The organism is uncultured Tateyamaria sp. (genome assembly GCF_947497045.1).
Lineage (GTDB): Bacteria > Pseudomonadota > Alphaproteobacteria > Rhodobacterales > Rhodobacteraceae > Tateyamaria.
The window spans coordinates 141368-167421 of record NZ_CANMEU010000004.1; the positions used below are offsets into that span (position 1 = coordinate 141368).

Genomic DNA, 26054 nt, shown 5'->3' on the forward strand with positions numbered 1-26054 from the left:
AACCTGCCCCACAGGGAGACGGACATATGGACATATTGATCAACGTGGTGCTGCCACTGTCGCTGGCGATCATCATGCTGAGCCTGGGTATCGGGCTGAACTTGAGCGATTTTGCGCGGGTGCTGCGCCAGCCCAGGGCCTTTGCCATCGGCGCGCTGGCGCAGGTCATTCTGCTGCCCCTGATCACCTACATCACTGTTTTGGCGTTTGGGTTTGGCACCGAACTGGCGGTGGGGTTCATGCTGCTCAGCTTTTGTCCCGGAGGGGTTACATCAAACATGGTGTCCCGGCTGGCACGCGGAGATGTGGCGCTGTCGGTCTCTCTCACAGCCGTCATCAGCCTGCTCAGTATCGTGACCGTGCCGGTGCTTGCCGCATGGGCCGTTGCGCATTTCATGGGCGATGCCGCACCCGAGGTTTCCGTCACCTCGCTTGCGGTCGCGATGTTCCTGATCACCACGTTGCCCGTACTGATCGGGGTCACGATCCGCCACTTTGCGCCGGGTTTCGCAACCGGCATCGAACCCCTTCTTACCCGCTTGGCAACCCTGCTGTTAATCCTGATCGTGATTGCGGCGCTCATCGGCAACTGGGACAGCTTCACGGCCAATCTGGCGACACTTGGGCCTGCGCTGATCGGGTTGACCGCCGCATTGCTGCTGGTGGGGCTTGGAGTTGCGCGCGCAGCCGCCCTCGCGTGGCATCAATCCAAAACCATCTCGATCGAGGCCGGCATCCAGAACGCAACCCTCGGAATCACACTGGCGGCTCTGATATCGGGTCAGACCGAGGGCTTCAGCGTCATGGCCCTGCCCTCGGCGGTCTACGGGATCACGATGTATCTGGTCGCCCTGCCCTTCGTCGCCTTTTATCGCAATCGTTAAAGGATCACGTCCATGGACAGTGTTGACGCCATCATCATCGGATCGGGCCTTGCCGGATTGGCCGCTGCGGCCGAACTTGGGGATCGCGGCAAACAGGTGATCGTGGTCGATCAGGAACCGCGCAGCTTCCTTGGTGGTCAGGCGTTCTGGAGCCTCGGGGGTCTCTTTATGATCGACACCCCCGAGCAGCGCCGCATGGGCATCCGCGACAGCCGCGAACTGGCACTGAGCGACTGGATGGGCAGCGCCCAGTTTGACCGGGACGAGGACGCATGGCCGCGCAAATGGGCCGAAGCCTACCTGGATTTCGCGGCCGGAGAGATGCGTCCCTGGCTGCACGCCATGGGCCACCGTTGGTTCCCGGTGGTGGGTTGGGCCGAACGCGGTGGCGGCTTTGCGGATGGGCATGGCAATTCGGTGCCGCGTTTCCACATCACATGGGGCACCGGCCCCGGCATCATCGAACAGTTCGTGCGCCGCTGTCTGGAGCATGAAAAAGCCGGGCGGATCACCTTCAAATTCCGCCACCAGGTTGACCGGATCGATATGGAAAACGGGGCGGCCAAAGGCATCAGTGGCACGGTTCTGGCCGATGACAGCGCCGAGCGGGGCCAGAAAACCAACCGGGACGCAGTCGGGGATTTCGCGATGCGCGCCCCTTCGGTCATCGTGACCTCGGGCGGCATCGGCGGCAATTTCGAGATGGTGCGCAAGGTCTGGCCCACCGACCACCTGGGTCCCGCACCCAAGGAGATGGTCGCAGGGGTTCCGGCCCATGTGGACGGGCGGATGATCTCGATTTCCGAGGATGCCGGCGGCCATGTCATCAACGGGGACCGGATGTGGCACTACACCGAAGGAGTCAGGAACTGGAACCCAATCTGGCCTGCGCACGGTATCCGCATTCTGCCGGGGCCGTCCTCGATGTGGTTTGACGCGACCGGCAATCGGTTCGCACCCCCTGCCCTGCCCGGCTTTGACAGCATGGGCACTCTGCGCGAGATATTGAAAACGGGGTATGACTACAGCTGGTTCGTGCTGACCCAGAAGATCATCAAGAAAGAGTTTGCGCTGTCAGGCTCCGAACAGAACCCTGATTTCACCTCGAAAAAGTGGAGCGAGGTGATCCGTCAACGCATCCTGTCGGGATCCAAGGCCACCGCCCCCGTTGAGGCGTTCAAGGAACGGGGCGAGGATTTCGTGGTTGCCAATGATCTGACAGCCCTCGTCAACGGCATGAACCAGATTGCGGGCGGCAATCTGATCACCGAGGCCCGCTTGCGACCCCAGATCGAGGCGCGCGACCGCCAAGTCGACAATCCGTTTTCCAAGGATGCGCAGATGATGGCGATCCACGCCGCGCGCAACTATCGCGGGGATCGGCTGATCCGCACGGCCAAGCCGCACAAGTTCCTTGATCCAGCCAACGGCCCTCTGATTGCGGTCAAGCTGCATATCCTCACGCGCAAGACCCTTGGCGGGCTGCAAACCAATCTCGACAGTCAGATGATCGGCGCGGATGGCGCGACGGTGCCGGGCCTGTTTGCCGCCGGAGAGGTCGCAGGCTTTGGCGGGGGTGGCTATCACGGATATAATGCGCTTGAGGGCACGTTTCTGGGCGGGTGCATCTTTTCGGGGCGGAACGCAGGACGCTCGGACGTGATTGCCTGAGAATATCCTCACCAACAACCACTCCGGCGCGGACCGCATAAACCGCATAAACAGTTTATTAAGGAACATAAGGTGAAAGTACTGCCAGTTCGGGCATTCGTCAGGCCCGGTCGGAGGTACGATGACAATAACCCAGGAATTAGAACCACCCGTCAGTGACGCAGATGCAATGCGCACGCTTAGATATGAGAATACGGAACGGACGGCCGCGATGATGGCCTGCACAGCCGATTGCGTTAAATTGCTCAGGCCCGATGGCACCGTCGCCTACATGAGCCAGAATGGCATGTGCGCGATGGAAATCGACGATTTTTCCCAAGTCTATGGCCAAAGATGGAGCGCGCTGTGGCCTTCGGATGCAAGCGCGCTGATCGAACAATCCATGGTGCAGGCCCGCAACGGAAAGACCGCGCATTTCATTGCCGATTGCCCCACGGCCAAGGGCACCTCTGCCCGGTGGGACGTGACGGTGCAGGCGATTTTTGGTGATGACGGAAGCCTAAGCGAATTCATCGCGGTCTCACGGCGCACCAGCGACCCGACCCGCCCCCTCACCGTCTGCTAAAGTGGCCAAATAAACGGAATAACCGCTGAGGCAAGGATACCGACGCTCAGGTTCAGCGGAATGCCCACACGCATGAAATCGGTGAATTTGTACCCGCCGGGGCCATAGACCAGCATGTTGGTCTGATAGCCGATAGGCGTCGCGAACGAGGCCGAGGCCGCCACCATCACCGCCACGACAAGCGGGCGCGGGTCAATCCCCATCGCACTTGCCAGCCCGATGGCGATGGGCGTAACCACCACGGCCACCGCATTGTTGCTGACCAGCTCGGTCAGAACAGAGGTCAGCAGGTAAATCGCCCACACGATCAGGAACGGGGGCAGCATGGCCAACCCCGGCGCGAGCGCATCCACGATCAGCGCAACGGCCCCGGATGCCTCAAGCGCGGCACCGATCCCAAGCATCGCAAAGATCAGGGCAAGCAGGCGGCCATCCACAAAGGAAAACGCCTCATCCGCGTCGATGCAGCGCGTCACCAGCACGATGGCCACCGCCAATACCGACAGCATGAAAATCGGCGCAACGCCAAGCGCGGCCAGCACCACAAGACCGATCAGCACCGTCAAAACGATGGGCGCGTGACTGCGGCGGAACGCGCGTTGCGAGGGTTGGGAGACGTCCACCATATCCATGTCATTGGCAAGGCGCTGAATGTCCTCGGGCGCGCCTTCCAGCAGCAGCGTGTCGCCGACTTTGACAACCAATTCATCCAGTTGGCGACCGATATTCGTGTTGCGTCGATGCACCGCCAACGGATAGACCCCATAGCGCCGACGCAGGCGCAACGCCCCGAGCGATCGCCCGATCATCTTGCACCCGGGGGTGATCAACACCTCGACGGTCGTGGTCTCAACCGCGCCCACCTGATCGAGCCGCTTGAGTTCCTTGTTGCGTTGCAGGCTGAGCAATTCGGTCATCTGCGTGCGCAACACCACACGGTCGCCGACCTGCAATTCAACGCCGGCCAAATTACGCCGCAACGATTGATCCCCACGGATCAGGTCAACCAGACGCACCCCATCGCGCTTGAAAAGTTGCACCCCCGACACCTCTCGGCCAATCAGGTTGGACTCCGGCGGAATAACAGCCTCGGTGAAAAACTTCATCCGGCTGCGATCACTCAGCAGGCTCGCCATGCTGTCGCGGTCCGGCAGCAGCATTGGCCCAAAAAACCGCAGATAGATCATGCCCCAGATCACCAGAATGATACCAAGGGGCGTCACCTCAAAGATGGTAAACGGCGCAAGTCCCTGCGCGCGCGCAACCCCATCCACCAGCAGATTGGTGGAGGTCCCGATCAACGTCAATGTCCCTCCAAGGATGGCCGCATAACTAAGCGGTATCAACATCTTGGACGGAGCCAGCCCCATGGTTTTCGCCAGTTGGATAAAGACCGGGATCATCACCACGACCACCGGGGTGTTGGACACGATGGCCGAGCTGAAAATGACAAACCCCAGCAACAGCGCAATCGCAATCACAGGGCTCGTGCGCGCCCTCTTGTCGGCCATGGCCGTGAACGCATCCAGTGCGCCGGTGCGCACCAGCGCGCCCATGATGATGAACATCGCCGCGATGGTCCAGGGGGCAGGGTTGGACAGAACCGCGAGCGCATCCTCGTAAGGCAACGCACCCGAGGCCAGCATGACACCCACGCCAGTGATCGCCACGACCTCGGTTGGGAAACTTTCGCGCAGAAACAGGATGAACATGAGGCCCACCACCGTCAGCGTCAAAATGGCATAGCCTGTCTGCGAAAGTTCAATCAGACCCATGTGCCACTTCGTCTCCCTCAGTGCGTCGGATCAGTTTCCCCCATCGCCGCGCCCGCATCAAGCGGTGCTTTGCGCGGTTGCACCAGATACATGCCCAGCAACATCAGGCCCAAAGCGCCCCAGATCACGGGGGAATAAGCTTCGCCCAGGACCAGCCACGCCCAGAAGATACCAAACAGGGTCACAAGATAGCTGATCTGCACGGCAAAGACGGGCCCGGCCCGGCCCACCAGCCACACATAACCGGCATAGGACAGCACATGCAGAACCGAGCTGATGATCTGCGCGCGTTCCGCCACGCCGTAAGGAGGGCGCGGGTCGATCCATTGCCCCGACCCAAGCGCCAGCGGCAAGGTGATCACCGCCCCCACAATCGACGCGCCCCACAAGACCTGTATCGGATCAAGGCCGGCGGTCCCCCACTTGGCCACCACATTGCCTTCGCAGGCATAAAACAGCCCCGACACCAACCCGATCAGCACCCACATCACCGGGATCGCGCCCGACATGTCAGCGCCGGGCAGGACCAGCAGCATCACCGCTATCAGCCCCGTCACCAGACCGCCAAAGCGACGCCATTCGAACCGATCCAGCGCCAGCAGCAGCGCAACCGGAAACGCAAAAATCGGGATCATCGACAACAACAGCGACATCACCCCCGACGGCAGATGCACCGCCGCCTGATAGCTTGCTGAATTGGGCAGCACCGACCCGATCAGTGCGATGACCACATAGACCCGCACCTGCGCACGCCCCAGTGGCAGGCGCTTGCGTGTGACCGACGCGATGGCCGACATCACAAAGGCCCCAATCACCAGCTGCCAGAAAATCAGGCCGAAATGCCCGTATCCTGTGCTGACCGCAATCTTGGTCAGCGGCATGGTGAGACCCCAGCCCGCGCCAAACAGCACCAAGGTGCCACCATGAAACCACAGATCCCGTCGGGTCATGGGCCGCTTTGCTGCAACAATCCGCCTTGGCGCACCATCTCGATCCGGGTAGCTTTGCCGCTCGCGTCGGTCTCGACATAGACGCCCGACAGGGTTGCCTCGCCCAAGGCGGGTGTGAACCGATCCTTGGGCATGCCGGTGATAAAGCGGCGCAGCGGTTCGTCGCGCTGCATCCCGATGACCGAGTTGTAGTCGCCGCACATGCCCGCATCGCTGAGATACGCGCAACCCTTGGGCAGGATCATCGCATCGGATGTGGGCACATGGGTGTGCGTGCCCACCATCAGGCTTGCGCGCCCGTCGCACCAATGACCCATAGCCATCTTTTCCGACGTCGCCTCACAATGAAAATCCACGATGATCGCATCCGCCTGCCCACCAAGAGGGTGCGCGCGGAACACCGCCTCCAGCGCCGAAAACGGATCGTCAAAGGGACGCTTCATAAACACCTGACCCAGGGCCTGGGCCACCAGCACCTTTTTACCCCCCCGCGCCGTGAACAGGCGCGCGCCTTTGCCGGGCGAAGCTTTGGAAAAATTCAGCGGGCGCACAATGCGCGGCTCGGCCTCACAGAACTGCAACATGTCCTTTTGATCGAACGCATGATCGCCAAGGGTCACGCAATCCGCACCGGCCTCAAACAACCCCTTGGCATGGACCCCGGACAGGCCCATTCCAGCGGTCGCATTCTCGCCGTTGACCACCACAAAATCGAGATCCCAGTCGGTGCGCATCTGCGGCAGGCGCGTCGCAATCGCCTGGCGGCCTGCCCGGCCCATCACGTCACCCAAAAACAATATCTTCATATCCGCCCCATATGCCCCGTTGCGGGCGCACGGCAAGCATAAATGCGCGTGACAACAACCTGGCTGCTCCAGGACCAATGCGCTGGTGGGTCTGGAAACACTGCTGCCCCGCAGCTGTCAGCTGATCGCAATCTGTACCGGCATCGCTGACATATACTGAACTGCACAGGCCGACAAACGACACCGACCCGCAACTGCCCAAACCCAGAAAAACACCGAAAACGACGAAAGGAACATCCCCTTCCTTTCGCCGTAAATACCTCGGGGGACGGCCCGTCAGGGTCGGGGGGCAGCGCCCCCTCTGACCTCGATCACATCGCGCTCGGTCACAATCAGGTCCAACGGCTCGTCAGTCACCTCAAGAGGCAACGCGTCAAAACATTGCACCCCATAAGCAAAGCCAATCGCCAAAGTCGCCCGGCGCGCGCGCAACTGCGCAAGGGTGCGATCATAAAAGCCGCCACCATACCCCAACCGGGCACCGGCGCGGGTAAAGGCCACGAGGGGGACAATCACAATCTCAGGGTCAAAGAAGTCATCGACCAAAGGCACGGAGGCTCCAAATGGTCCCGCGCGCATCGGCCCATCCGGCTCCCACCGCGAAAAGCGCAAGGGCGCACCTTGCACCTCAATCACCGGGACGCAGACAGAGCCATGCGCCGCCGCTTCGGCCATCGCAGGCAACGGATCAATCTCGGATCGGATCGGCATATAGCCCGCCAGCGGAACGCCGCGATACCCCGCCAGGACCGAGGACAAGAGACCCGACGCCCCACCCCCATCCAGATCAAAGGCCGCCTTGCGCCGCGCCAATGCGGCCTTGCGCACCGTGGCTTTTTTGCCCGTCACATCCATGCGCGCGCGTCCCATGGGTCGGTGGGCGGGGCGTCTTTGTGCAACGCACAAACAGCGTCCGCCCGACGATCCATCACAACAGCACTAGGGCGGCTAGGCCCAAAAAGGCAAAGAAACCAACCACATCCGTCACCGTGGTCACGAACGCACCCGAAGCAAGCGCCGGGTCCACCCCCAAACGGTCCAGAACCACAGGGATCACCGTGCCCGCCAGACCGGCCACCACCATGTTCACCACCATTGCCGCTGCAATCACATAACCAAGGGCGGGCGAGCCGAACCAGATCACGCCCACAACCCCCATCACAACGGCGAACACGACACCGTTGATCAACCCCACAAGCACCTCGCGACGAATGACGCGCCACACATTGGCCCCGGTCAAATCCTTGGTGGCGAGCGCACGCACAGCCACCGTCAGCGATTGGGTTCCCGCATTGCCTCCCATGGACGCCACGATGGGCATCAACACGGCCAGTGCCACGATCTGTGCGATCGCCATTTCGAACTGGGCAATCACCAAAGATGCCAGAATCGAGGTCACGAGGTTCACCGCCAACCACGGAAGGCGCTGGCGCGTCGTCTCGCGCACATTGTCGGACAAGGCAGACTCTTCGCCCACACCGGCGAGACGCAGAATATCCTCTTCGTGTTCCTCATCCAGCACAGCCATCGCGTCATCAATGGTAATCAGGCCGATCAGGCGGCCCTCATCGTCCACAACGGGGGCTGAAATCAGGTGATACTGATTGAACGCATAGGCCACATCGCTTTCGTCCTGACTGGCTGGTATCACGCGAAACGTCTCTTCCAGCAGGTCCACAAGGCGCACCTCGCGGCGCGAGCGCATCAACTTGCCAAGGGTCACATTGCCCACGGGGTGCAAACGCGGATCGACCAGCACGATGTGATAGAACTGACCGGGCAACTCGTCTTCGTCCGCACTGCGCAAACGATCGATGGCCTCGCCGACCGTCCAATGCTCGGGGGCCATCACGACCTCGCGCTGCATCAAGCGGCCCGCTGAGTATTCGGGGAAGCTCATCGACTGCTCGACAAGGGCGCGGTCACCCTCTTCCAGCGCCTCAAGGATCACCTCTTGCTGCGCATCGTCCAGATCCTCGATCAGGTCGACCACGTCATCGCTGTCAAGGTCGCGCACCGCGTCCGCAAGCACGGCCGGTTTCAGAACACCGATCACCTCTTCGCGGATCGACTCGTCCAGTTCGGTCAGAATTTCGCCGTCAAATTCGCGATCATAAAGCCGGATCAGACGCGAGCGATCAAAGGCGTTGATCTGTTCGAGCAGGTCCGCAATATCAGCCGCGTGCAGCGGCTCCATCAGCTTGGTCAGCTGGTCACGATCTTCGATATCAACCGCATAGAGGATCGCAGATACGTTTTTGCGCTCAAGCACATAGGCGTTGTCATCGCCGCCCGCTTCACCGGGGTCTGTTGCGTCAATCTGCTCTGCCATGGCGCGCCGATCCCCGTTACGAAAGGTGGTGTCGCCCAGACCATAGGGTGCGCCCAACTCGGTGACAATGCCCCGCATCTGCACACAGCGCACGGCGCGACTTTCGCTTTGCGCCCCGCCCCGCGCACGGCCATAATCACGCCCATGACATCACGCCATCTTTTGACCGGCCACGTGCTGCGCTATACGGGCAACCCACTGGTGCAACCGTGGGCCGACGCGGTCCATATCGCCGAAAACAGCGCCGTATTGATCGAGAACGGCCAGATTGCAGCCATTGGCGAGGACGCCCGCGTCAGCGGCCCGGACGTCGTGCGTCACGATCACACAGGGCGGCTGATCTGTCCCGGATTTGTCGATGCACATGTGCATTATCCCCAGACCGCCATCATCGCCTCGTGGGGCAAGCGGCTGATTGACTGGCTCAACACCTATACCTTCCCCGAAGAGATGCGGTTTGGTGACCCCGCCTATGCAGCAGAGATCGCCAACCGATACCTCGATCTGGCGCTGGATCACGGCACCACCAGCGTGGCCAGCTTCTGCACCATTCACCCCACCAGCGTGGATGCCCTGTTCGAGGCGGCTGCCGCGCGCAATATGGCCGTAGTCGCAGGCAAGACCTGCATGGATCGCAACGCGCCCGAGGGTCTGCGCGACACCGCCCAAAGCGCCTATGACCACAGCAAGGCGCTGCTCGCGCAATGGGATCGCAAGGGCCGCGCCCGCTATGCCATCACGCCGCGATTTTCGCCCACCTCGACCCCGGATCAGTTGTCCGCCCTTGGCGCATTGTGGGCCGAGCATCCCGATGTGCTGATGCAGACCCATCTGAGCGAACAGGTGGACGAAATCGACTGGGTCCAAGGTCTTTATCCCGAAGCGCGCGATTATCTCGACACCTATGAGGCGCATGGATTGCTGGGCGCGCACGGCGTTTACGGCCATGCCATCCACCTCAAGCCCCGAGAGATTGACCGTCTGCGTGATGTGGGTGCGGGCCTCGCCCACTGCCCCACGTCCAACGCGTTTATCGGATCAGGCCTGTGCGACATGATGGGGCTCAGCCGTGCGGGTCAGGCCGTGGGTCTGGCCACCGACACCGGGGGTGGTTCGTCCTTTTCGATGTTGCGCACCATGGCTGCGGCTTACGAGATTGCGCAGCTGCGGGGCGAGACCATTCACGCCAGCCAGCTTTTGTGGGCTGCCACAGCCGGATCGGCTGCCGTACTGCACCGATCGGACGAGATCGGGACGCTTGCACCGGGCATGATAGCCGACATTTGCGTGCTAGATCTGGCCTCGACCCCCGCGATTGCGCAGCGCACGCACGAGGCCGATGCGATCTGGGACGCTGTTTTTCCCACCATTATGATGGGCGACGACCGCGCCGTGATCCAGACATGGGTTGCGGGGCGCTGTCTGCGGCAAAGCTAGCAGCGCGCGCCCAGCACCATCACCCAACGATTGCCCGGCCCCTGCGCCACCCCGACCGCTTCGGCCTTGCGGTGCAGAATGTTCTTGCGGTGTCCGGTTGAGCCCATCCACGCCGCCATCACCTGATTGAGCGAGCGTTGCCCTGCCGCGATATTCTCTGCCCCAAAACAGAACGGGTATCCGACCCGTTTCAGGCGCACACCGATGTTGGACCCGTCCGAGCCTGTGTGCGAAAAGAACCCCGCGCGCGCCATGTCCTGCGCATGCGCGACCGCTGCCGCCTCAAGCTGTGCGTCATAGATAAGGGCACTGCGCCCTTTGGCCGCGCGTTCCGCGTTCACCGCAGCAAGGACCGCCGGGTCAGCCTGCCCCGCACTTGCACTCAGAACCAATGTCACCACCAGTGCCAAACACCGCATCACATGCCCTCGCTCAAACTCTGTGTCAACGCATTCTGGCGTGCTATCACCGCCCCCAGATCCAAGGTCAGCATATGCCCGTCGCGCACGATCTGCCGCCCCTCGACAAACAAGTCGCGCACCGTGGTTGGGCCTGCCAACAACAGCGCCGCAGGGTCCCAACTGCCCGCAGAGGCCACGCCGGACACATCCCAGATCGCCAGATCAGCCCGTTTGCCCACCGCAATACGCCCACAATCAGGCCGCCCCAGAATATCCGCCCCGCCGCGTGTCGCGATCTCAAGCGCCTCATGGGCCGACATCGCATCCGCACCGCGCGCAACCCGTTGCAGCAACATCGCCTGACGCGCCTCGGCCACCAGATTGCCCGCATCATTGCTGGCTGACCCATCAACGCCAAGGCCCACCGGCACGCCCGCATCCCGCATTGCACGCACCGGCGCAATGCCCGATCCAAGGCGGCAATTCGAACAGGGGCAATGGGCCACACCCGTGCCGGTTTCGGCAAAAAGCGCGATCTCGGACGCATCCAGCTTGACGCAATGGGCATGCCACACGTCCGATCCGACCCAGCCCAAATCCTGCGCATATTGCCCCGGACGGCAGCCAAATTGCGCAAGGGAATAGGCGATGTCCTCGTCATTTTCGGCCAGATGCGTGTGCATCATCACGCCCTTGTCGCGCGCCAATATGGCGGCGTCCCGCATCAATTCACGGCTGACTGAAAAGGGCGAGCAAGGCGCAACACCCACGCGGCACATCGACCCCGCGTCCGCGTCGTGGAAGGTGTCGATGACGCGGATACAATCCTCAAGAATCGCGGCCTCGTCCTCGACCAGCGTGTCGGGGGGCAGCCCCCCCGCGCTTTGCCCAATGCTCATCGCACCGCGCGTGGGATGAAAGCGCAGACCGACCTCGACCGCCGCCGCAATCGTGTCGTCCAGCCGCGCACCGTTGGGATAAAGATAGAGGTGATCAGAGGTCAGCGTGCAGCCCGACAGCGCAAGTTCCGCCAACCCAATTTGGGTCGAGACGTGCATGTGATCCGGACTGAACCGCGCCCAGATCGGATAGAGCGATTGCAACCAGCCAAACAGCAGCGCGTTTTGGGCCGCAGGGACCGCCCGCGTCAGTGTCTGGTAAAGGTGGTGATGGGTATTGACCAGGCCGGGCGTCACGACGCAGCCAGCACCGTCCACAACCTCTCCGGTGGTGGCAAGGCCCGCGCCAATCTCGACAATCACCCCATCGCGCAGCCGGATATCCGCATCGCGCAGCACACGGCGCGCATCATCCATTGTGACCAGATGGGCCGCATTGCGGATCAGCCATTCACTCATGCCACGTCCCGCAATATCGCAAGTGCTGCGGCGTGGATTTCGGCATTGGCAGCCGCCAGCGCACGCCCGCCGTTGTGTACCGGGCCGCCGTCCCAATCGGTCACGATACCGCCTGCGGCCTCGATCAAGGCGATGGGGGCCTGAATGTCATAGCTGTTCAATCCCGCCTCGATCACGAGGTCCGCCTGCCCCGCGGCAATCAGTGCGTAGGCGTAACAATCCATACCATAGCGGACCAGTTTGACCTGCGCGCCCACGGCCTCGAAGGCGGCCCGCTCGGCAGTGGTGCCGACCTCGGGGAAGGTGGTGAACAACACCGCCTCTTGCAAAGAGCGGGGCGGGCGAGTGGAGATGGATGTGGTTTCGTGTGGACCGATGAGAGTCGCTTTGCCACCCACCCCCAAAAACCGCTCCCCGATATAGGGTTGGTCGATGAGCCCAAGAACGGGGCCGCTGTCGGGTCCGACCGCAATCAGGACGCCCCATGTGGGCGCGCCCGCAACGAACCCACGCGTGCCATCAATCGGATCAAGGACCCATGTCAGACCGCTTGTGCCCTCCTGCGCCCCAAACTCCTCGCCCAGAATGGCATCCCGCGGACGCCTTTGGGCCAGCACGGCACGCATCGCCTTTTCGGCGGCGCGGTCGGCGATGGTGACGGGGTCGTAGCCATCTGCGCGCTTGTTGTCGTCCTTCAGATCAGTGGCGCGAAAATGGGGCAGAATGGCGTCGCGTGCGGCATCCGCCAGCGCATGCGCTACATCGGTCAGGTCATGGATATCGTAAGTCATGGGTCTGCGGTGCCAGACCAGGCAGCACAGCGCAAGCCCTCAGTGTTCAGGCCACGTCGCTGAGGACACGGGCCAGTTCGAACAAGCGGCGGCGCTGGTTTTCGGGAATCGCATAATAGGTGCGCACCAGTTCCATCGCCTCTTTGTCGCTGAGCATGTCAGGGGGCACATCGCCGCTGACCGACTCAAAGGTGGCGTCACCCTCTTTTATGCCCTCGAAAAAGAATGCAACCGGCACGCCCATCGCCTCGCCAATATCCCAAAGACGCGAGGCACTGACGCGGTTTGCGCCGGTTTCGTACTTCTGGATTTGCTGGAATTTGATGCCAACCATATCGGCCAGCTTCTGTTGGGTCATCCCGATCAACCATCGGCGCTGGCGAATGCGTTTGCCCACGTGTGCGTCAACCATATGTGCCATGCCGTGTCCGATTCTGGTTGGGTTCATACACTGCGGCACTCCTGAGGCATCTCACCGACGGCAAAACGCATGCTCATGCACAATGTGGACCATTGATCACCACCCTAGTCGCAGCGCGTGCTTTTATCAACGCAAACCACCCGCCATAGGCGAGTTCCGGATGAAATCCGCCACCCTGATCGCGTTAACCTTTTGTTAACCAAATCGTGGCGGCGTCCAAAGTTGGATGCAGCCAGTGCTTTGAAAGTAAAAGGTTAATGGTCTTTGTTGCGTTACAATCAACGCCTTAGCTCAGTTGCGACTCCTTTCAACCCCCGCGGGAGCGCACCTGCCCAGACCGCTATATGTCGCCACGAGAACACATGGCATACCCCACGTCACATTCAGCAAAAATACGCTGTTTGAGATCAATTTCAGGCAGTTTGACGCGAATCGAGCCTGCATCACACCGAGGGGACCGCCCGCAGTTGCACCGCATCCGACCCCTGAAACGCGCGGCGCAGCAGCGACACGAGCGCGTCTTGCACCTCGTTTGAGGCCCCTGTCGCACCATAAAGGTTGATGCGATGCACCGGCAACTCAGGCAGCGCGCCCCCGTGATCAATCCGGTCCAGATGCGGCGGCTCCGTCCCCTCGATCATTGTATGGATAGCCAGGTCCGCGCTGACTGTGGCCTCGATTGTCCGGTCACTTTCGGTCTCAACAACCACGTCCCACGGGATATCAGCCTCATCCAGATGCTCGACCACGCGCGGACGGAACGTGCATTGCCGTCCAAAGGCCAGTTTGAGCGGACGCTGCCGCCACGCCGACCCGCCAGGTGCTCCGACCCAGCACAGCGGTTTGCGGCACAACTCTTCGCCACCTGCGTCCATCCCCGTTTCGGTCGTCAGGATGATATCGCACGCCCCCTTGGCAAATTCGCTTTTGAGCCGCCGGGTGTAGGAGCTGTCCAATTGCACTTTGACACGGGGGAAGGCGGTGTGAAACTGTTTCAGCACGCGCGGGATCGCCGGATAGACAATGTCATGGGGCACCCCGAGCGAGATTTCACCCTCATAGGCCTGATCGGTCAGCCGGGTAATCACCTCGTCATTAAGGGCCACCATCCGGCGCGCATAGACCAACAACTGCTCACCCGATGCGGTCAATGCGATGGTACGTCCGGATCGGTCAAACAAGGCCAGGCCCAGCAATTCCTCAAGCCGTTTCAACTGCATGGACACCGCCGACTGTGTCAGATGCAGAAATCCGGCGGCCCGCGTGACCCCCCCGCTTTCGGCCACAGCCACGAACGAGCGCAGCGTTGTTATGTCCAGATTCCTCACATCACCATCCTTGATACATCAAATCACAACCATTCGTTTTTCAAATATGACATGGGATGCCATACACATCAACAGATTTGATGCAACGACACAGACGCATCACAGATACCCAAGGAGACAGACATGGCCCTCACAGAGTTCACAGCCCGCGCCACATTCGCAAAACACCCCCGCGCGCCCCGTCGCTCACTTTTGACGATGCTGGCGGTTTGGCGGTCCCGGCGCGCATTGGCGCAGCTTGATCCCCGCGCTTTGGATGACATCGGCGTCACCGCAAACCGCGCTGCGGCAGAGGCGACAAAGCCGATCTGGGATGTGCCCACAAACTGGCGCGCCTGACCCCCGCGACAGCCCGGATTTCCTCCTGCACGACCGTTTCCGCGACATTTATGACAAAAACGGTCGGAATGTCGCAGATAATGGCGCTCTGGGCTGTGAAAATCCCTTGAAATACAGGGGGTATGACCCGATATTCAAGGCAATGCGGGCGGAAATCCGCGACCGGTGAACCTTCACCGGACCCTAAGTATCAATTTGGAGGTCATTATGGCTGAGTTGAATACGATCCGGTCAGCGGCTGGAACACAAGCCGCCCAGATCGACGCGGGCCTGCGCGCCCATATGAATAAAGTCTACGGCACAATGTCCGTGGGCATGCTTATCACGGCGGCTGCCGCCTGGGCGATTGCGGGCCTTGCGGTCACATCCGACCCGACAGGTGCAACCGTCGCCTTGCGCGAAGGGCAATACCTGACGGGCTTGGGTGAGCTGCTTTACACCACGCCGCTGCGGTGGGTCGTGATGTTTGCACCGCTCGCGTTCATCCTGTTTGGCTGGGGCGCTTTGATGCGTCGCGGGTCGGCAGCAACAGTGCAGTTGGGATTCTTCATCTTTGCGGCCGTCATGGGCGTCTCGATGAGCTCGATCTTCCTGGTCTACACCTCCCACTCGATCACCCAGACCTTCCTGGTCACGGCGATCGCGTTCGCAGGCCTGAGCCTGTGGGGGTACACCACCAAGAAAGACCTGGGCGGCATGGGCACATTCCTGATGATGGGTGTGATCGGCCTGATCGTGGCGATGGTCATCAACATCTTCCTACAGTCCCCTGCGATGATGTATGCGATTTCGATGATCGGTATCCTGATTTTTGCGGGTCTCACCGCCTATTACACACAGGACATTAAGAACACCTATGTGGCGCACGCCGCCCATGGGGATCAGGAATGGCTGGATAAGGCCGCCATCGACGGCTCGCTCAGCCTCTATATCTCGTTCCTGAACATGTTCCAGTTCCTGCTGATGTTCATGGGTCAACAAGAATAACAGCGCCCAGAGCGTTGAAATCCCAAGGGCCGGTCACATCGACCGGCCCTTTTTCGTTCGCGGGAGGTGGATGATGACAGTGATCAAATCAGGCGATGCCCAAGGTGAAACAGGGGATACGGACAGCCCCCTTGGCCCCTACCGTGCCGAGTTAATCAGCGACACTGGCGGGCTGACCCAGTTCGGTGCATTCATCGAAGAGTTGCCACCGGGCTCGCGCTCTTCGCACACCCATTGGCACGCGGCTGAGGACGAGATGATCCTGATCCTGTCAGGCACCGCCACATTGATCGAAGGTGCGGTCAAGACCGAGTTGGGCGCAGGCGACGCCGCCTGCTGGAAAGCCGGTGATCCTGTCGGGCATAGTCTTGAAAACCGGTCAGGCACCCCGGTGCGCTATGTGGTGATCGGCACACGGGCGGCGCGCGATGTGATCACCTATCCGACACTCAACCGGATCCTGCACTATGACCGCGTCACAAACACCCGATCCTACACAACACTTGATGGGACACCCGCAACGCATCCGGACACAGCGTAAGGCGCACCTGTTGGTGCGCCACCCTTACAGCGTGCAGGTCATGCGAATAGAGGGGAACGGGATGCAATCATCCAGCATCACATCAAACGGGCCGACCGTCTTGAACCCAACCGCGCGGTAGAACGGCTCGGCCGTGCGCGTCGCCCAGCATTCCATCTGTGTGACCCCGGCGGCGCGCGGGATCTCAAAGCTGTGCCGCATCAGCGCGCGCCCCACCCCTTGGCGCAACACGCGGTCATCGGTCACCACGTGGCGGATGTGGCCCAATTGCGGGTTGCTCCGGTCTCGTGTCCAGCCGCCGGCCCCCACCACCTGTCCCGCGATCTCGGCAACATAATAGGACCCGCAGGACAACAACTCGGGGCGGGCGCGACTGATGATGGGCAGCGCCGTGACCAGAACTGACGCGGGATAATCCGCCTTCAGCAACTTGGGATAGGTCCGCGCCAGCAGCGCATCCACTGTGGCAAGGTCCGCCATGGTCGAGGGGCGAATGTCCATCACAAAGCCCTCAGAAAAGTGCGCACATCGGCGCGCGACATGAGATGGTGCACCGCAACACCCTCGGGCGCAGTGTCAATCAGTTCTGTCAGCCGGACCCGACCTGTAGTGCGGGTGTCCCAAATCCAGCGATAAAAGGCCCATGTTTCGCTGTGCAGCCCTTCGTGGCAGCCCTCGGCCATGTCGGGACGGCGCTGGCCCCAATTGATCAACAGGCGCTTGGTCACCCGCCACATCCGCAACGTGACCGGAAGGTCCAGCCACACAACCGTGTCCGCACGCGACATGCGGTGTTGATAGGTGGTCGAAAACCCGCCCTCAAATATCCAACGCGGCCCACGCTCGACCTCCAGCGCCATCTCGCGGCGCAGATCACGCGGGCGCGCCACCCATCCCGGCATCCAGTGGATATGATCCATATGATGAACCGGCAACCTGGTCCGCTGGCCGATGATCCGTGCGAGGGTGCTTTTGCCGGACCCTGCGCCACCCACGATCATCACCCGTTTCATGGCGGGCTCCCATGTGCACCATAGCGCAAATCATAGACATAGCTTTTGCCCGCCTTGGCGGTGACCCAGCACGTGGCGGGTGGAATGGCATCCTGATCGGACACTGCGATGTGCCAGACCCGTCCCGTCAGCGCCCCGTCATGGGGGTCACGCATGACCCAGCCCAGATCATCCTCCCACGTGATCTCCAGATCGGAGCGCACATAACAACGTGCACGCGCGGGGTGCGCTGCAAAATGATAGGTCAAACCGTCGTGGCGACGGATCAGCTGGAAACAGGGCATGAAACCCCTCCTGAAAACGAAAAAGGCCGCGTCCTTGCGGCGCGGCCTCTTGAAACGTCAAAGTCAGGCGATCTTACTTGATCTTGCCTTCTTTGTATTCAACGTGTTTGCGCACAACGGGGTCATATTTCTTGACGACCATCTTTTCAGTCATGGTGCGTGCGTTTTTCTTGGTCACATAGAAGTGCCCGGTGCCTGCGGTCGAGTTCAGGCGGATCTTGATTGTGGTTGGCTTCGCCATCGGTGTTCTCCTACATCGCAGACACGCATGAAACCGCGCGGCAGCGGGAAATTCGTATTGAGCGCCGCTTGTACCCGGACCGCACCCCGAGTCAACCCTCGTCTGACGGGTTTGCGAACCCGGTGGCTGAATTCCGGTATCGGCCTGTTGTGATCTGCCCCGTCAACCAACCAGCGACCAGCCCATCACCACGGTTGTAACAATCCCGCACGCATAAATCGGCAGGTGTGCCGCCCGGCTCTGGTTCCGTCGACATGTTCTTTTCCAGCTTCTCTCAACCGGGGCCGTCGTAGCCAATCGAACATGCCGGCAGCATGATGGTGAGCACGGCTTGCGAACTTGAGCGGACGGATGTGGCCATTCCCGCTCTGGTCACGGCCCGGCGCGCCTGTTGACGTGCAATGTTCCACGACACTCTTGCGTGGACGGTGTTCGGGACGCTGACACCCGTGCGTACTTTTTCGGATGAGGTCATTGCGGGACGTGTTCAATCATCTGAAGCCAACCGCAGACAAGGCTTGCAGCCCCATGGAGAGATCGTCCGCCGGACCGTCAAAGGCTGGTAGATGCGCGGAGGGGCTATAAGCCGGATTCTGTCATAGGCGGGTTGCCCCGCCCGAGATGACCATTCCTCTTGGGATGATGTTGCCATCACCCCTCTAGCTGCCAACCCGGACCTGCTGGGGCAAAGGCAGCCCCGTTGCCTGCGCAACACGCGGTCCCTATTTGGCATTGCTCCCGGTGGGGCTTGCCATGCCGCCCCGGTTGCCCGGCGCGCGGTGGGCTCTTACCCCACCGTTTCACCCTTACCCCAGCGTCCGCAAGCGGGCGCGAGGGCGGTTTCTTTTCTGTGGCGCTGTCCGTCGGGTTGCCCCGCCCGGGTGTTACCCGGCACCGTTGCCTTTTGGAGTCCGGACTTTCCTCGACGTTGCCGCCGCGGCCATCCACCCCTCCGCGCAGCTGCGCCTTACGCGGTGGAAGCGTTGCGCGTCAATGGCCCGTCTGCGCTTGTGGAGGGTCAGGGTGCCTCCGGCGGCGGTATTTCTGGTCAAAAGAAGCCTAAAAGGAGTGGCTGATGGCCATGTCCTCGGCACAAAGTGGGCCGGAGCCTTGGGGACGGTGGCGCAGGCGAACGGCGTTCAGCAGATCCATGTCCAGCGCATCGGCGGTGTAGCCGAGCGATTTTGCCTGTGCGCGAAACTGGTCCCAGTCCGGCGCGCGGACCTCTCGTGATCGGGGGGTGGGTGCCGCAAGCCTCTGACGCGCAAGCCGGTCCCAGTCGAACCACGGCCCCGGATCAAGCTTGCGCCCCGGTGCCATATCCGAATGGCCGATCACGTGATCCGGCGGGATATCCCACGCGCGCAGCATCGGCTTCAGCAGCGTCTCAAGGCTGTGCATCAGCGCCTCGGGAAAGGGCCCCTGCCCGTCATTGTCGAGTTCAATTCCGATCGAGCGGGAGTTCATATCATCAAGCCCGCGCCATTCCCCCGCCCCTGCGTGCCAGGCCCGTGCGCCCTCGCCCACCAGCTGCGTAATCGCCCCCGTCTTGCAAATCACATAATGCGCTGAGACTTCACAAGCCGGATCGCTCAGCCGTTCAATCGCGGCTTGTGCCGATCCCATCGCCGTATAGTGCAGCACCACAAAGCGCGGCGTCAGCGCGTCACGTCGCGGTCCGCAATTGGGGGATGGGTGTTGGTGGAGTGCCACCCGTATCAGCCACCAGAGGCGCGCCGGAACGGGGCGGGGTCCCATGCACAGGCATAGCCATCCCCATCAGGGTCGATGCCACGCCGGTCGCGCGCGGGGCCACCACGGGCGAGAAAGTCGATCTGCGCCTCATCGGCCGAATTATAGGTCGCACAGTTGCGTTGGGCCTTGGCCGCACTGCTGCCAAAGCGGCGGTGCACTTTCGTCCCCTTGGGGTGGCGCGTCTGCAAGGCGTATTGCACCACATTGGGCTGATCCGTGCCCGTGCGCGACGGAAGTGCCGTGGGCTGGACCACCTCATATTGCTGCCGATTGGCCGCGATACGTGCCGCATCGCTTTCGATGGATTCGCGTGACGCAACCGCATCAAAATTGTTCTCGTCCGATATACCGGGATTGTTCAGCAAGACGGGTGCCGCATTGGAGGGGCTTGCATTCACCACCCCCTGCCCGGAGTTGTTGCGCGCCGCCGAGGCGTCGTTTTGGGCCGCGATCTGGGCCAGTTCGGCATCGAGCCCGCCCGGGTCACTGACCGCGCGGGCTGTGCTGCGTGGTTGTGCGGCTGTCCCATTCGCGCTCGTGCGGACGGGTGGCAACGTTTCTGCCCCAACACGTGGCGTTGCAGGCAGGGGCGTTTGCCCCGCTGTGCGGCGCAGCTCTGCATCACGGGCTTCGCGAGCGGTCAACGTGCTTGGATTGTCGAACCCAACGCCCCGCCCCGGATCACCCACACCCGCCCCGCTTTCAGGCAAGATGGGCTGGCATGCGGTCGCCGCAAGGCACGCGCCCGCCATCAGGAATTTACGAAAAACTGTCATCTGCTCAACCCTGTTTGGGTGTTGTTTGCGTCGGTTTACCACCATTTCTGCGGCTTGGCCACAAACCCGGCGCGGGCCTCAAGAGCGTAAGCGGTGTTCAGCAAATCGCCCTCTTCCCAAGGCCGCCCGATCAGTTGCAGCCCCAGGGGCAATCCGTTGGCGTCCAGCCCCGCAGGCACGGCGATGCCCGGCAATCCGGCCATGTTGACCGTCACGGTAAACACATCGTTAAGGTACATCTGCACCGGATCATCCGACGCCTCTCCCAACCCGAAGGCCGCCGAGGGCGTCGCAGGCGTCAGGATCGCATCGACCCCTTGGGCAAACACATCCTCAAAGTCCTTCTTGATCAGTGTGCGCACCTTGCGCGCCCGGTTGTAATAAGCGTCATAAAACCCGGCAGAGAGCACATAGGTCCCGATCATCACCCGGCGCTGCACTTCGGCCCCGAACCCTTCGGCGCGGGTCTTTTCGTACATCTCGGTAATGCCGTCGCCTTGCGTCAATGTGGCGCGGTGCCCATAGCGCACGCCGTCATAGCGGGCGAGATTGCTCGACGCCTCGGCCGGGGCGATCACGTAATAGGCAGGCAGCGCGTATTTTGTGTGGGGCAGCGAGATATCGACAATCTCGGCCCCTGCATCGGCCAGCATTTCGCGGCCCTGCGTCCAGAGTGCCTCGATCTCTTCCGGCATCCCGTCCATGCGGTATTCACGCGGGATGCCGATTTTCTTGCCCTTGATATCGCCTGTCAGTGCCGCCTCAAAGTTGGGCACGGCCAGATCGGCCGAGGTTGAATCCTTGGGGTCATGCCCGCACATCGCCTCAAGCATGATGGCCGCATCGCGCACGGATTTGGTCATTGGCCCGGCCTGGTCAAGAGAGGACGCAAAGGCCACAACGCCCCACCGTGAACAGCGCCCGTAGGTCGGCTTGATCCCCGTGATGCCGACAAATGCGGCGGGCTGTCGGATCGACCCGCCCGTGTCGGTGCCCGTCGCGGCCAGACACAAATCGGCGGCCACAGCAGAGGCGGACCCGCCCGAAGAGCCGCCGGGTGTCAGCTTGCGCTCATCCACCTTCCACGGGTTCACCGCATTGCCATAGACGGAGGTTTCGTTGGACGAACCCATGGCGAATTCGTCCATGTTCAGCTTGCCCAGCATCACGGCACCAGAGGAGAACAACTGCTGCGTGATCGTGCTTTCGTATTCGGGCAGGAAGCCTTCAAGGATACGCGACCCGGCTTGGGATGGCACGCCCTTGGTGCAAAACAGATCCTTGATCCCGATGGGCAGGCCGCACATGGCCGGGGCGTCGCCCGCCTTGATGCGGGCATCGGCGGCTCGGGCTTGGGCGCGCGCAATGTCAGGCGTGTTGTGGACAAAGGCGTTGAGCGTGCCCGCACCCTCGATTTCCGTCAGGCACGCGTCGGTCAACTCGACACTTGTGACGTCACCCTTGCGCAGCGCATCGCGCGCCTCGGCCAGACCCAATGTGTTCAGCGCAGTCATTATTCCACCACCTTCGGCACGGCAAAAAATCCTTCACGCGCGTCCGGCGCATTGGCAAGAACGCGCTCTTGTTGCGCCCCGTCCGTCACCTCATCCACGCGGCGTTTGAGGCGCTGCGGTGTTACAGAGGTCATCGGTTCGACCCCATCCACATCCACCTCGCTCAGTTGTTCGATAAAGCCGAGGATGGTGTTGAATTCAGCCGCTAGAGCGGGCAGATGCTCCGGCTCGACCTTGATCCGGGCCAGTTTCGCCACGCGCGCGGCTGTGTTTTCGTCGATGGACATGAAAACCCTCGGTGTTGTGTCTGGGATGGGCTTTAGCGCGGGCGTGATGCGCCTTCAAGCCTGTGCCCTTGCCCCATCACATCCTTTGGCGCAGATTTGCGCCAAAGAGGGGGCGAAAATGACGCTGAAGCTGCACCATGTGAACCTTGTGACAGACGATGTGGGCCGGCTGGATGCGTTTTACCGGGATGTGCTCGGCCTTGCCTCAGAAACCGATGGGCTGCCCAAGCTGGAAAAGAACAAGGGATATGCAGGCGACGTGGCCTTTGTCACCGATGGCACGATCCAGACCCATCTGGCCCAAAAGGACCCGCTGGCCGGCTTCAATGCGGGTCAGTTGGTGAACCCCGTCAGTCATGGGCATATCGCCTATCGCACCGACGATCTGCCCGCCTTCAAGGCCCGGCTTGAGGCCCACGGCGTGCCGTATGCCGATTGGGGCAACCGGGCGGTGGCCGGATGGGACCAGATCTTTTTCTACGACCCGGATGGCAATGTGATCGAGGTGCATCAGATGGCCGACACATAACGGCGATAAACCTCGATCATCCAGCCCAGCATGATGCCATTCAGGATATGCCACAGGAAATGGGTGCCATGCGGGATGTGCACACAAGATGCCTCATCAATGGATCGCGCCGTAAGCGAGGCAAACAGGATCGCCGCACCGATCACGAAACCACGCGCCACAATCGGGGCCCGCCGCCGCAGCAAAGCGGCGTAGATCAGGATCAACACCGGGACCGCAACATACCCTGCCGAGACGCCGAGCACGGGCACCATTTGCCACACAGGCACCGTTAGGATCGCATAGGGGATGAACGCCGCCGTCCCCAATGCCGCCACCCACGGGCGCATCCCCCACACATCGCGGTTGATCGCAAACAGATAGACAAGGATGAACACCACAATAGGCGTGGTGTCGGCGATGGCTGCCCACACTTGCGCATGGGTGTGAAGCAGATAGCTACCCAGCCCGATCAACCCCAAAATCACCGACAACGCGCGCGCCAGCGGCACACCCGCGCTGCGCCGCCACATGATCACGGCGGCAATGACAAAGGCCGCATTGGTCACCGCATTGACCGGCTCGGCCCAGTATTCCGGCCCCATCCGCTCGCAATAACCATCAATTTCGCGCAACAACTCCAAGTGCCCACTTGCCTTTCATTGTTCCCCAAATATGCATATCCGCAGGCTCAACGAGTCCCACCCCTACCGGCGCGCAGCAAAAAACGCGCGCAATATCTCCTCTGCCTCGCGCGCCCCGATGCCATCATAAATCTCGGGTACATGATGGGCCTGAGGATGGACAAACACCCGCGCGCCTTGGGCAACACCGCCTGATTTCGGATCGGATGCGCCATAATAGAGCCGCGCCACGCGCGCCCCCGCAATGGCCGCTGCACACATCGCGCAAGGCTCAAGGGTGACGTAAAGATCGCAGCCCACCAAACGCTCCGAGCCAAGCGCGGCGCAAGCGGCGCGGATCGCCAGCAGTTCGGCATGGGCGGTGGGATCGCTGAGTTCTCGGGTCCGGTTCCCGGCCTTGGCCAGCACCTCGCCCTCGCGCACCACCACCGCGCCCACCGGGACTTCGCCGCGCGCATCCGCTGCGCGCGCCTCGGCCAGGGCGATATCCATGAATGATCGAAACTCCATCTGTTGTCCCTGCCATGCCCCTTGCCCCTTTCGCAAGTGAGGGAGGCGCGCTAAAGCGAGGCCATGGACAAAGAACCCCCAAAAGGCAGTCGCATCGCCAAGGTGCTGGCACGTGCAGGCATCGCCAGTCGGCGCGGTGCCGAAGAGATCATCGCCGCAGGTCGCGTCAGCGTGAACGGCAAGCAGATCGACAGCCCCGCGCTGAACGTCACGGATCGCGACCAGATCACGGTGGACGGCAAACCGCTGGCCGAGCCCGAACCCGAGCGGTTGTGGCTTTATCACAAGCCGATTGGGCTCGTGACGTCGGATGCGGACGAAAAGGGGCGGCGCACGATCTATGACGCGTTGCCCGAGGACATGCCGCGCGTGATGTCGGTCGGACGGCTCGACATCAATTCCGAAGGGTTGTTGCTGCTGACCAATGATGGCGGGATCAAGCGCAAGCTGGAATTGCCCTCGACCGGGTGGATGCGCCGGTACCGCGTGCGCATCAACGGGCGGCCCACCGATGACAGCCTTGAGCCGCTGCGCAGGGGCGTCACGGTTGACGGCGAGCGGTTTCAGCCGATGCAAATCACGCTGGACCGCCAGCAAGGCGCAAATGCGTGGCTGACCGTGGGTCTGCGCGAGGGCAAGAACCGCGAAATTCGCCGCGCCATGGAGAGCATCGGGCTGGTGGTCAATCGGCTGATCCGCATCAGCTATGGCCCCTTCCAGCTTGGGGATCTGAAACCCGGTGCCATCGAAGAAGTCCGCCGCCGCATTCTGCGCGATCAGGTGGGGCTGGACACGGACGAGGACAATGTGGGCACCGCACGCAAGACCCCAAAGGTCAGCCGTGGGCCGCGCAAGCCGATTTCGAAACCAAGCGCGCCACGCCCCGGCCCCCAGGCCCGCGCCAAGGCAGCACAGGCCAAAGCGCGCACGCGCAAACCCAAATAGGCACCACAGGCCCGCCCGCCAAATACAGCGTGTGCCCAGATCTGCGCGCGCGGTGCGACATTTCCCCTTGTTCTCGCCGCCTCAAGTCTAAATCCTTGGGACAGAACCAAAAACATCGCGCAATGACGTAACGGGGACATGACTATGGCCGACCTTCTGACGATTGAAAATCTGGGCAACCTGGTGATGCTGTGCTTTTTGCAGGCCGTGCTGGGCTTTGACAATCTGCTCTATATTTCCATCGAAAGTCAGCGCGCACCGGTCGCCCAACAGGCGGCCGTGCGGCGGTGGGGGATCATTCTGGCCGTTGTTTTGCGGGTCATTCTGCTGTTCACGATGATCCAGCTGATCGATGCAATGGCCGAACCCTTCGCCATCCTGAATTGGGAAGGTGTCATCACCGGCGGGGTCAATTTTGCCACCTGCGTGTTCGTCTTTGGTGGTATTTTCATCATGTACACAGCCGTCAAGGAAATCGGGCACATGCTGACGGTCCATGATCTGAGTACGGATGTTGCGGCGAAATCAGGCAAGTCCGCCACCCAGGTGGTGATGCTGATCGTGCTGATGAACCTGATCTTTTCCTTTGATTCCGTGCTGTCAGCGCTGGCCATCACGGATGTCTTCATCATTCTGGCCACAGCCATTCTGCTGTCGGGGCTGGCGATGCTGGTGCTGGCGGACGGGGTCACGCGCTTTCTGGAAAAGAACCGGATGTACGAAGTGCTGGGCCTGTTCATCCTGCTGATCGTGGGCGTCGTTCTTTTGGGCGAGGCCGGACAGGCGGCGGCGCACGCAATGCATGATGACAGCCTTGCCTTGCGCATCTTCGGTTACGAGGTGATCCCGATGTCCAAGACGACCTTCTACTTCTCGGTCCTCGTGCTGGTTGCGGTTGAGGTCATTCAATCGGGTTATACCCGCAAACTGAACGCCGAGCGGCGCACGGGTGCGCGCCCCGGCGCACACCACTAGTGCTGCATCTGCAAAA

At 61.6% G+C, this 26054-nt stretch carries 32 protein-coding genes and 1 other RNA gene; 10 read left to right on the forward strand and 23 right to left on the reverse strand.

Annotation, left to right across the window (positions count from 1 at the left end; all coding sequences use genetic code 11):
• Positions 1–26 precede the first annotated feature (26 nt).
• The 3 genes from Q0859_RS10175 (at position 27) to Q0859_RS10185 (ending at position 3120) form a co-directional block, all read left to right on the forward strand.
• Entirely contained in the window at positions 27–884 is an 858-nt protein-coding gene (locus Q0859_RS10175; protein ID WP_299150591.1) for a bile acid:sodium symporter, read from the forward strand.
• Between the two features lie 12 nt (positions 885–896).
• Entirely contained in the window at positions 897–2555 is a 1659-nt protein-coding gene (locus Q0859_RS10180) for an FAD-binding dehydrogenase (protein ID WP_299150594.1), read from the forward strand.
• Between the two features lie 121 nt (positions 2556–2676).
• The gene (locus Q0859_RS10185; protein ID WP_299150595.1) at positions 2677–3120 is read left to right on the forward strand and encodes a PAS domain-containing protein; all 444 of its coding nucleotides are present in this window, start codon (positions 2677–2679) and stop codon (positions 3118–3120) included.
• Here Q0859_RS10185 and Q0859_RS10190 read toward each other — a convergent pair.
• The 5 genes from Q0859_RS10190 to mgtE form a co-directional block, all read right to left on the reverse strand.
• Complete coding sequence (locus Q0859_RS10190; protein WP_299150597.1) at positions 3117–4895, reverse strand: SLC13 family permease; 1779 nt, start codon at positions 4893–4895, stop codon at positions 3117–3119. The genes Q0859_RS10185 and Q0859_RS10190 overlap by 4 nt on opposite strands.
• Before the next feature lie 17 nt (positions 4896–4912).
• Positions 4913–5845, reverse strand: coding sequence for a DMT family transporter (locus Q0859_RS10195; RefSeq protein ID WP_299150600.1), 933 nt, complete (start codon positions 5843–5845; stop codon positions 4913–4915).
• Positions 5842–6651 carry a TIGR00282 family metallophosphoesterase gene (locus Q0859_RS10200; protein WP_299150603.1) on the reverse strand — a complete coding sequence of 270 codons (810 nt, stop codon included), beginning with the start codon at positions 6649–6651 and terminating at the stop codon, positions 5842–5844. The genes Q0859_RS10195 and Q0859_RS10200 overlap by 4 nt, the downstream gene beginning before the upstream one ends.
• 276 nt (positions 6652–6927) lie before the next feature.
• Complete coding sequence (locus tag Q0859_RS10205; protein WP_299150605.1) at positions 6928–7521, reverse strand: 5-formyltetrahydrofolate cyclo-ligase; 594 nt, start codon at positions 7519–7521, stop codon at positions 6928–6930.
• Between the two features lie 58 nt (positions 7522–7579).
• The gene (gene mgtE / locus Q0859_RS10210; protein WP_299151468.1) at positions 7580–8983 is read right to left on the reverse strand and encodes a magnesium transporter; all 1404 of its coding nucleotides are present in this window, start codon (positions 8981–8983) and stop codon (positions 7580–7582) included.
• A gap of 144 nt (positions 8984–9127) precedes the next feature.
• Here mgtE and guaD point away from each other — a divergent pair, with 144 nt between their 5' ends.
• Positions 9128–10420: a guanine deaminase gene (gene guaD / locus Q0859_RS10215; RefSeq protein ID WP_299150608.1), complete on the forward strand. Its 1293-nt coding sequence runs from the start codon at positions 9128–9130 to the stop codon at positions 10418–10420.
• Here the strand turns inward: guaD and Q0859_RS10220 are convergent.
• The 5 genes from Q0859_RS10220 to Q0859_RS10240 form a co-directional block, all read right to left on the reverse strand.
• Positions 10417–10839, reverse strand: a complete 423-nt coding sequence (locus tag Q0859_RS10220; RefSeq protein WP_299150610.1) for a CAP domain-containing protein — start codon at positions 10837–10839, stop codon at positions 10417–10419. The genes guaD and Q0859_RS10220 overlap by 4 nt on opposite strands.
• Positions 10839–12179 carry an 8-oxoguanine deaminase gene (locus tag Q0859_RS10225; protein ID WP_299150613.1) on the reverse strand — a complete coding sequence of 447 codons (1341 nt, stop codon included), beginning with the start codon at positions 12177–12179 and terminating at the stop codon, positions 10839–10841. The genes Q0859_RS10220 and Q0859_RS10225 overlap by 1 nt, the downstream gene beginning before the upstream one ends.
• Complete coding sequence (gene hisN / locus Q0859_RS10230; RefSeq protein ID WP_299150617.1) at positions 12176–12970, reverse strand: histidinol-phosphatase; 795 nt, start codon at positions 12968–12970, stop codon at positions 12176–12178. The genes Q0859_RS10225 and hisN overlap by 4 nt, the downstream gene beginning before the upstream one ends.
• 46 nt (positions 12971–13016) lie before the next feature.
• The gene (locus tag Q0859_RS10235) at positions 13017–13391 is read right to left on the reverse strand and encodes a helix-turn-helix transcriptional regulator (protein WP_299150620.1); all 375 of its coding nucleotides are present in this window, start codon (positions 13389–13391) and stop codon (positions 13017–13019) included.
• Positions 13392–13834: 443 nt separating this feature from the next.
• Positions 13835–14719: a LysR family transcriptional regulator gene (locus Q0859_RS10240; protein WP_299150623.1), complete on the reverse strand. Its 885-nt coding sequence runs from the start codon at positions 14717–14719 to the stop codon at positions 13835–13837.
• 123 nt (positions 14720–14842) lie between these two features.
• Here Q0859_RS10240 and Q0859_RS10245 point away from each other — a divergent pair, with 123 nt between their 5' ends.
• From Q0859_RS10245 to Q0859_RS10255, 3 genes are all read left to right on the forward strand, one after another.
• Positions 14843–15058 (forward strand): DUF1127 domain-containing protein, encoded by a 216-nt coding sequence (locus Q0859_RS10245; RefSeq protein ID WP_299150624.1) that lies wholly within the window; start codon positions 14843–14845, stop codon positions 15056–15058.
• A gap of 207 nt (positions 15059–15265) precedes the next feature.
• Positions 15266–16045 carry a Bax inhibitor-1/YccA family protein gene (locus Q0859_RS10250; protein WP_299150625.1) on the forward strand — a complete coding sequence of 260 codons (780 nt, stop codon included), beginning with the start codon at positions 15266–15268 and terminating at the stop codon, positions 16043–16045.
• Positions 16046–16118: 73 nt separating this feature from the next.
• Positions 16119–16586, forward strand: a complete 468-nt coding sequence (locus Q0859_RS10255; protein WP_299150626.1) for a cupin domain-containing protein — start codon at positions 16119–16121, stop codon at positions 16584–16586.
• Positions 16587–16610: 24 nt separating this feature from the next.
• Here Q0859_RS10255 and Q0859_RS10260 read toward each other — a convergent pair whose 3' ends face one another.
• The 11 genes from Q0859_RS10260 to gatC all read right to left on the reverse strand — a co-directional run bounded on the left by Q0859_RS10260 (position 16611) and on the right by gatC (position 22456).
• Positions 16611–17087 carry a GNAT family N-acetyltransferase gene (locus Q0859_RS10260; protein WP_299150627.1) on the reverse strand — a complete coding sequence of 159 codons (477 nt, stop codon included), beginning with the start codon at positions 17085–17087 and terminating at the stop codon, positions 16611–16613.
• Positions 17087–17599: an AAA family ATPase gene (locus Q0859_RS10265; RefSeq protein ID WP_299150628.1), complete on the reverse strand. Its 513-nt coding sequence runs from the start codon at positions 17597–17599 to the stop codon at positions 17087–17089. Before Q0859_RS10265 ends, Q0859_RS10260 begins: the two co-directional genes overlap by 1 nt.
• Positions 17596–17883, reverse strand: a complete 288-nt coding sequence (locus tag Q0859_RS10270) for a hypothetical protein (protein ID WP_299150630.1) — start codon at positions 17881–17883, stop codon at positions 17596–17598. The genes Q0859_RS10265 and Q0859_RS10270 overlap by 4 nt, the downstream gene beginning before the upstream one ends.
• A gap of 73 nt (positions 17884–17956) precedes the next feature.
• The gene (gene rpmG, locus Q0859_RS10275; RefSeq protein WP_058315632.1) at positions 17957–18124 is read right to left on the reverse strand and encodes a 50S ribosomal protein L33; all 168 of its coding nucleotides are present in this window, start codon (positions 18122–18124) and stop codon (positions 17957–17959) included.
• 91 nt (positions 18125–18215) lie between these two features.
• Entirely contained in the window at positions 18216–18380 is a 165-nt protein-coding gene (locus Q0859_RS10280; protein WP_299150647.1) for a hypothetical protein, read from the reverse strand.
• An 18-nt stretch (positions 18381–18398) separates the two neighbouring features.
• On the reverse strand, positions 18399–18599 hold the full coding sequence (locus Q0859_RS10285) for a hypothetical protein (protein WP_299150649.1): 201 nt from the start codon (positions 18597–18599) through the stop codon (positions 18399–18401).
• Between the two features lie 91 nt (positions 18600–18690).
• Positions 18691–19080, reverse strand: an RNA gene (gene rnpB, locus Q0859_RS10290) — RNase P RNA component class A.
• A 103-nt stretch (positions 19081–19183) separates the two neighbouring features.
• Positions 19184–19882, reverse strand: coding sequence for an N-acetylmuramoyl-L-alanine amidase (locus Q0859_RS10295; protein WP_299150651.1), 699 nt, complete (start codon positions 19880–19882; stop codon positions 19184–19186).
• Positions 19843–20655, reverse strand: a complete 813-nt coding sequence (locus tag Q0859_RS10300; protein ID WP_299150653.1) for a hypothetical protein — start codon at positions 20653–20655, stop codon at positions 19843–19845. Before Q0859_RS10300 ends, Q0859_RS10295 begins: the two co-directional genes overlap by 40 nt.
• A gap of 35 nt (positions 20656–20690) precedes the next feature.
• Complete coding sequence (gene gatA / locus Q0859_RS10305; RefSeq protein WP_299150656.1) at positions 20691–22169, reverse strand: Asp-tRNA(Asn)/Glu-tRNA(Gln) amidotransferase subunit GatA; 1479 nt, start codon at positions 22167–22169, stop codon at positions 20691–20693.
• Positions 22169–22456, reverse strand: coding sequence for an Asp-tRNA(Asn)/Glu-tRNA(Gln) amidotransferase subunit GatC (gene gatC / locus Q0859_RS10310; protein ID WP_299150659.1), 288 nt, complete (start codon positions 22454–22456; stop codon positions 22169–22171). The genes gatA and gatC overlap by 1 nt, the downstream gene beginning before the upstream one ends.
• Between gatC and Q0859_RS10315 the strand changes: the two genes are divergently transcribed.
• Positions 22455–22985 carry a VOC family protein gene (locus Q0859_RS10315; RefSeq protein ID WP_299150661.1) on the forward strand — a complete coding sequence of 177 codons (531 nt, stop codon included), beginning with the start codon at positions 22455–22457 and terminating at the stop codon, positions 22983–22985. The genes gatC and Q0859_RS10315 overlap by 2 nt on opposite strands.
• Here Q0859_RS10315 and Q0859_RS10320 read toward each other — a convergent pair.
• Entirely contained in the window at positions 22967–23608 is a 642-nt protein-coding gene (locus Q0859_RS10320; RefSeq protein WP_299150663.1) for a ceramidase domain-containing protein, read from the reverse strand. The genes Q0859_RS10315 and Q0859_RS10320 overlap by 19 nt on opposite strands.
• A gap of 63 nt (positions 23609–23671) precedes the next feature.
• Positions 23672–24118: a nucleoside deaminase gene (locus Q0859_RS10325; protein ID WP_299150666.1), complete on the reverse strand. Its 447-nt coding sequence runs from the start codon at positions 24116–24118 to the stop codon at positions 23672–23674.
• A 63-nt stretch (positions 24119–24181) separates the two neighbouring features.
• Between Q0859_RS10325 and Q0859_RS10330 the strand changes: the two genes are divergently transcribed.
• Positions 24182–25063 (forward strand): pseudouridine synthase, encoded by an 882-nt coding sequence (locus Q0859_RS10330; protein WP_299150669.1) that lies wholly within the window; start codon positions 24182–24184, stop codon positions 25061–25063.
• 144 nt (positions 25064–25207) lie between these two features.
• Positions 25208–26038: a tellurium resistance protein TerC gene (locus tag Q0859_RS10335; protein ID WP_299150672.1), complete on the forward strand. Its 831-nt coding sequence runs from the start codon at positions 25208–25210 to the stop codon at positions 26036–26038.
• The last annotated feature ends 16 nt before the right edge of the window (positions 26039–26054 follow it).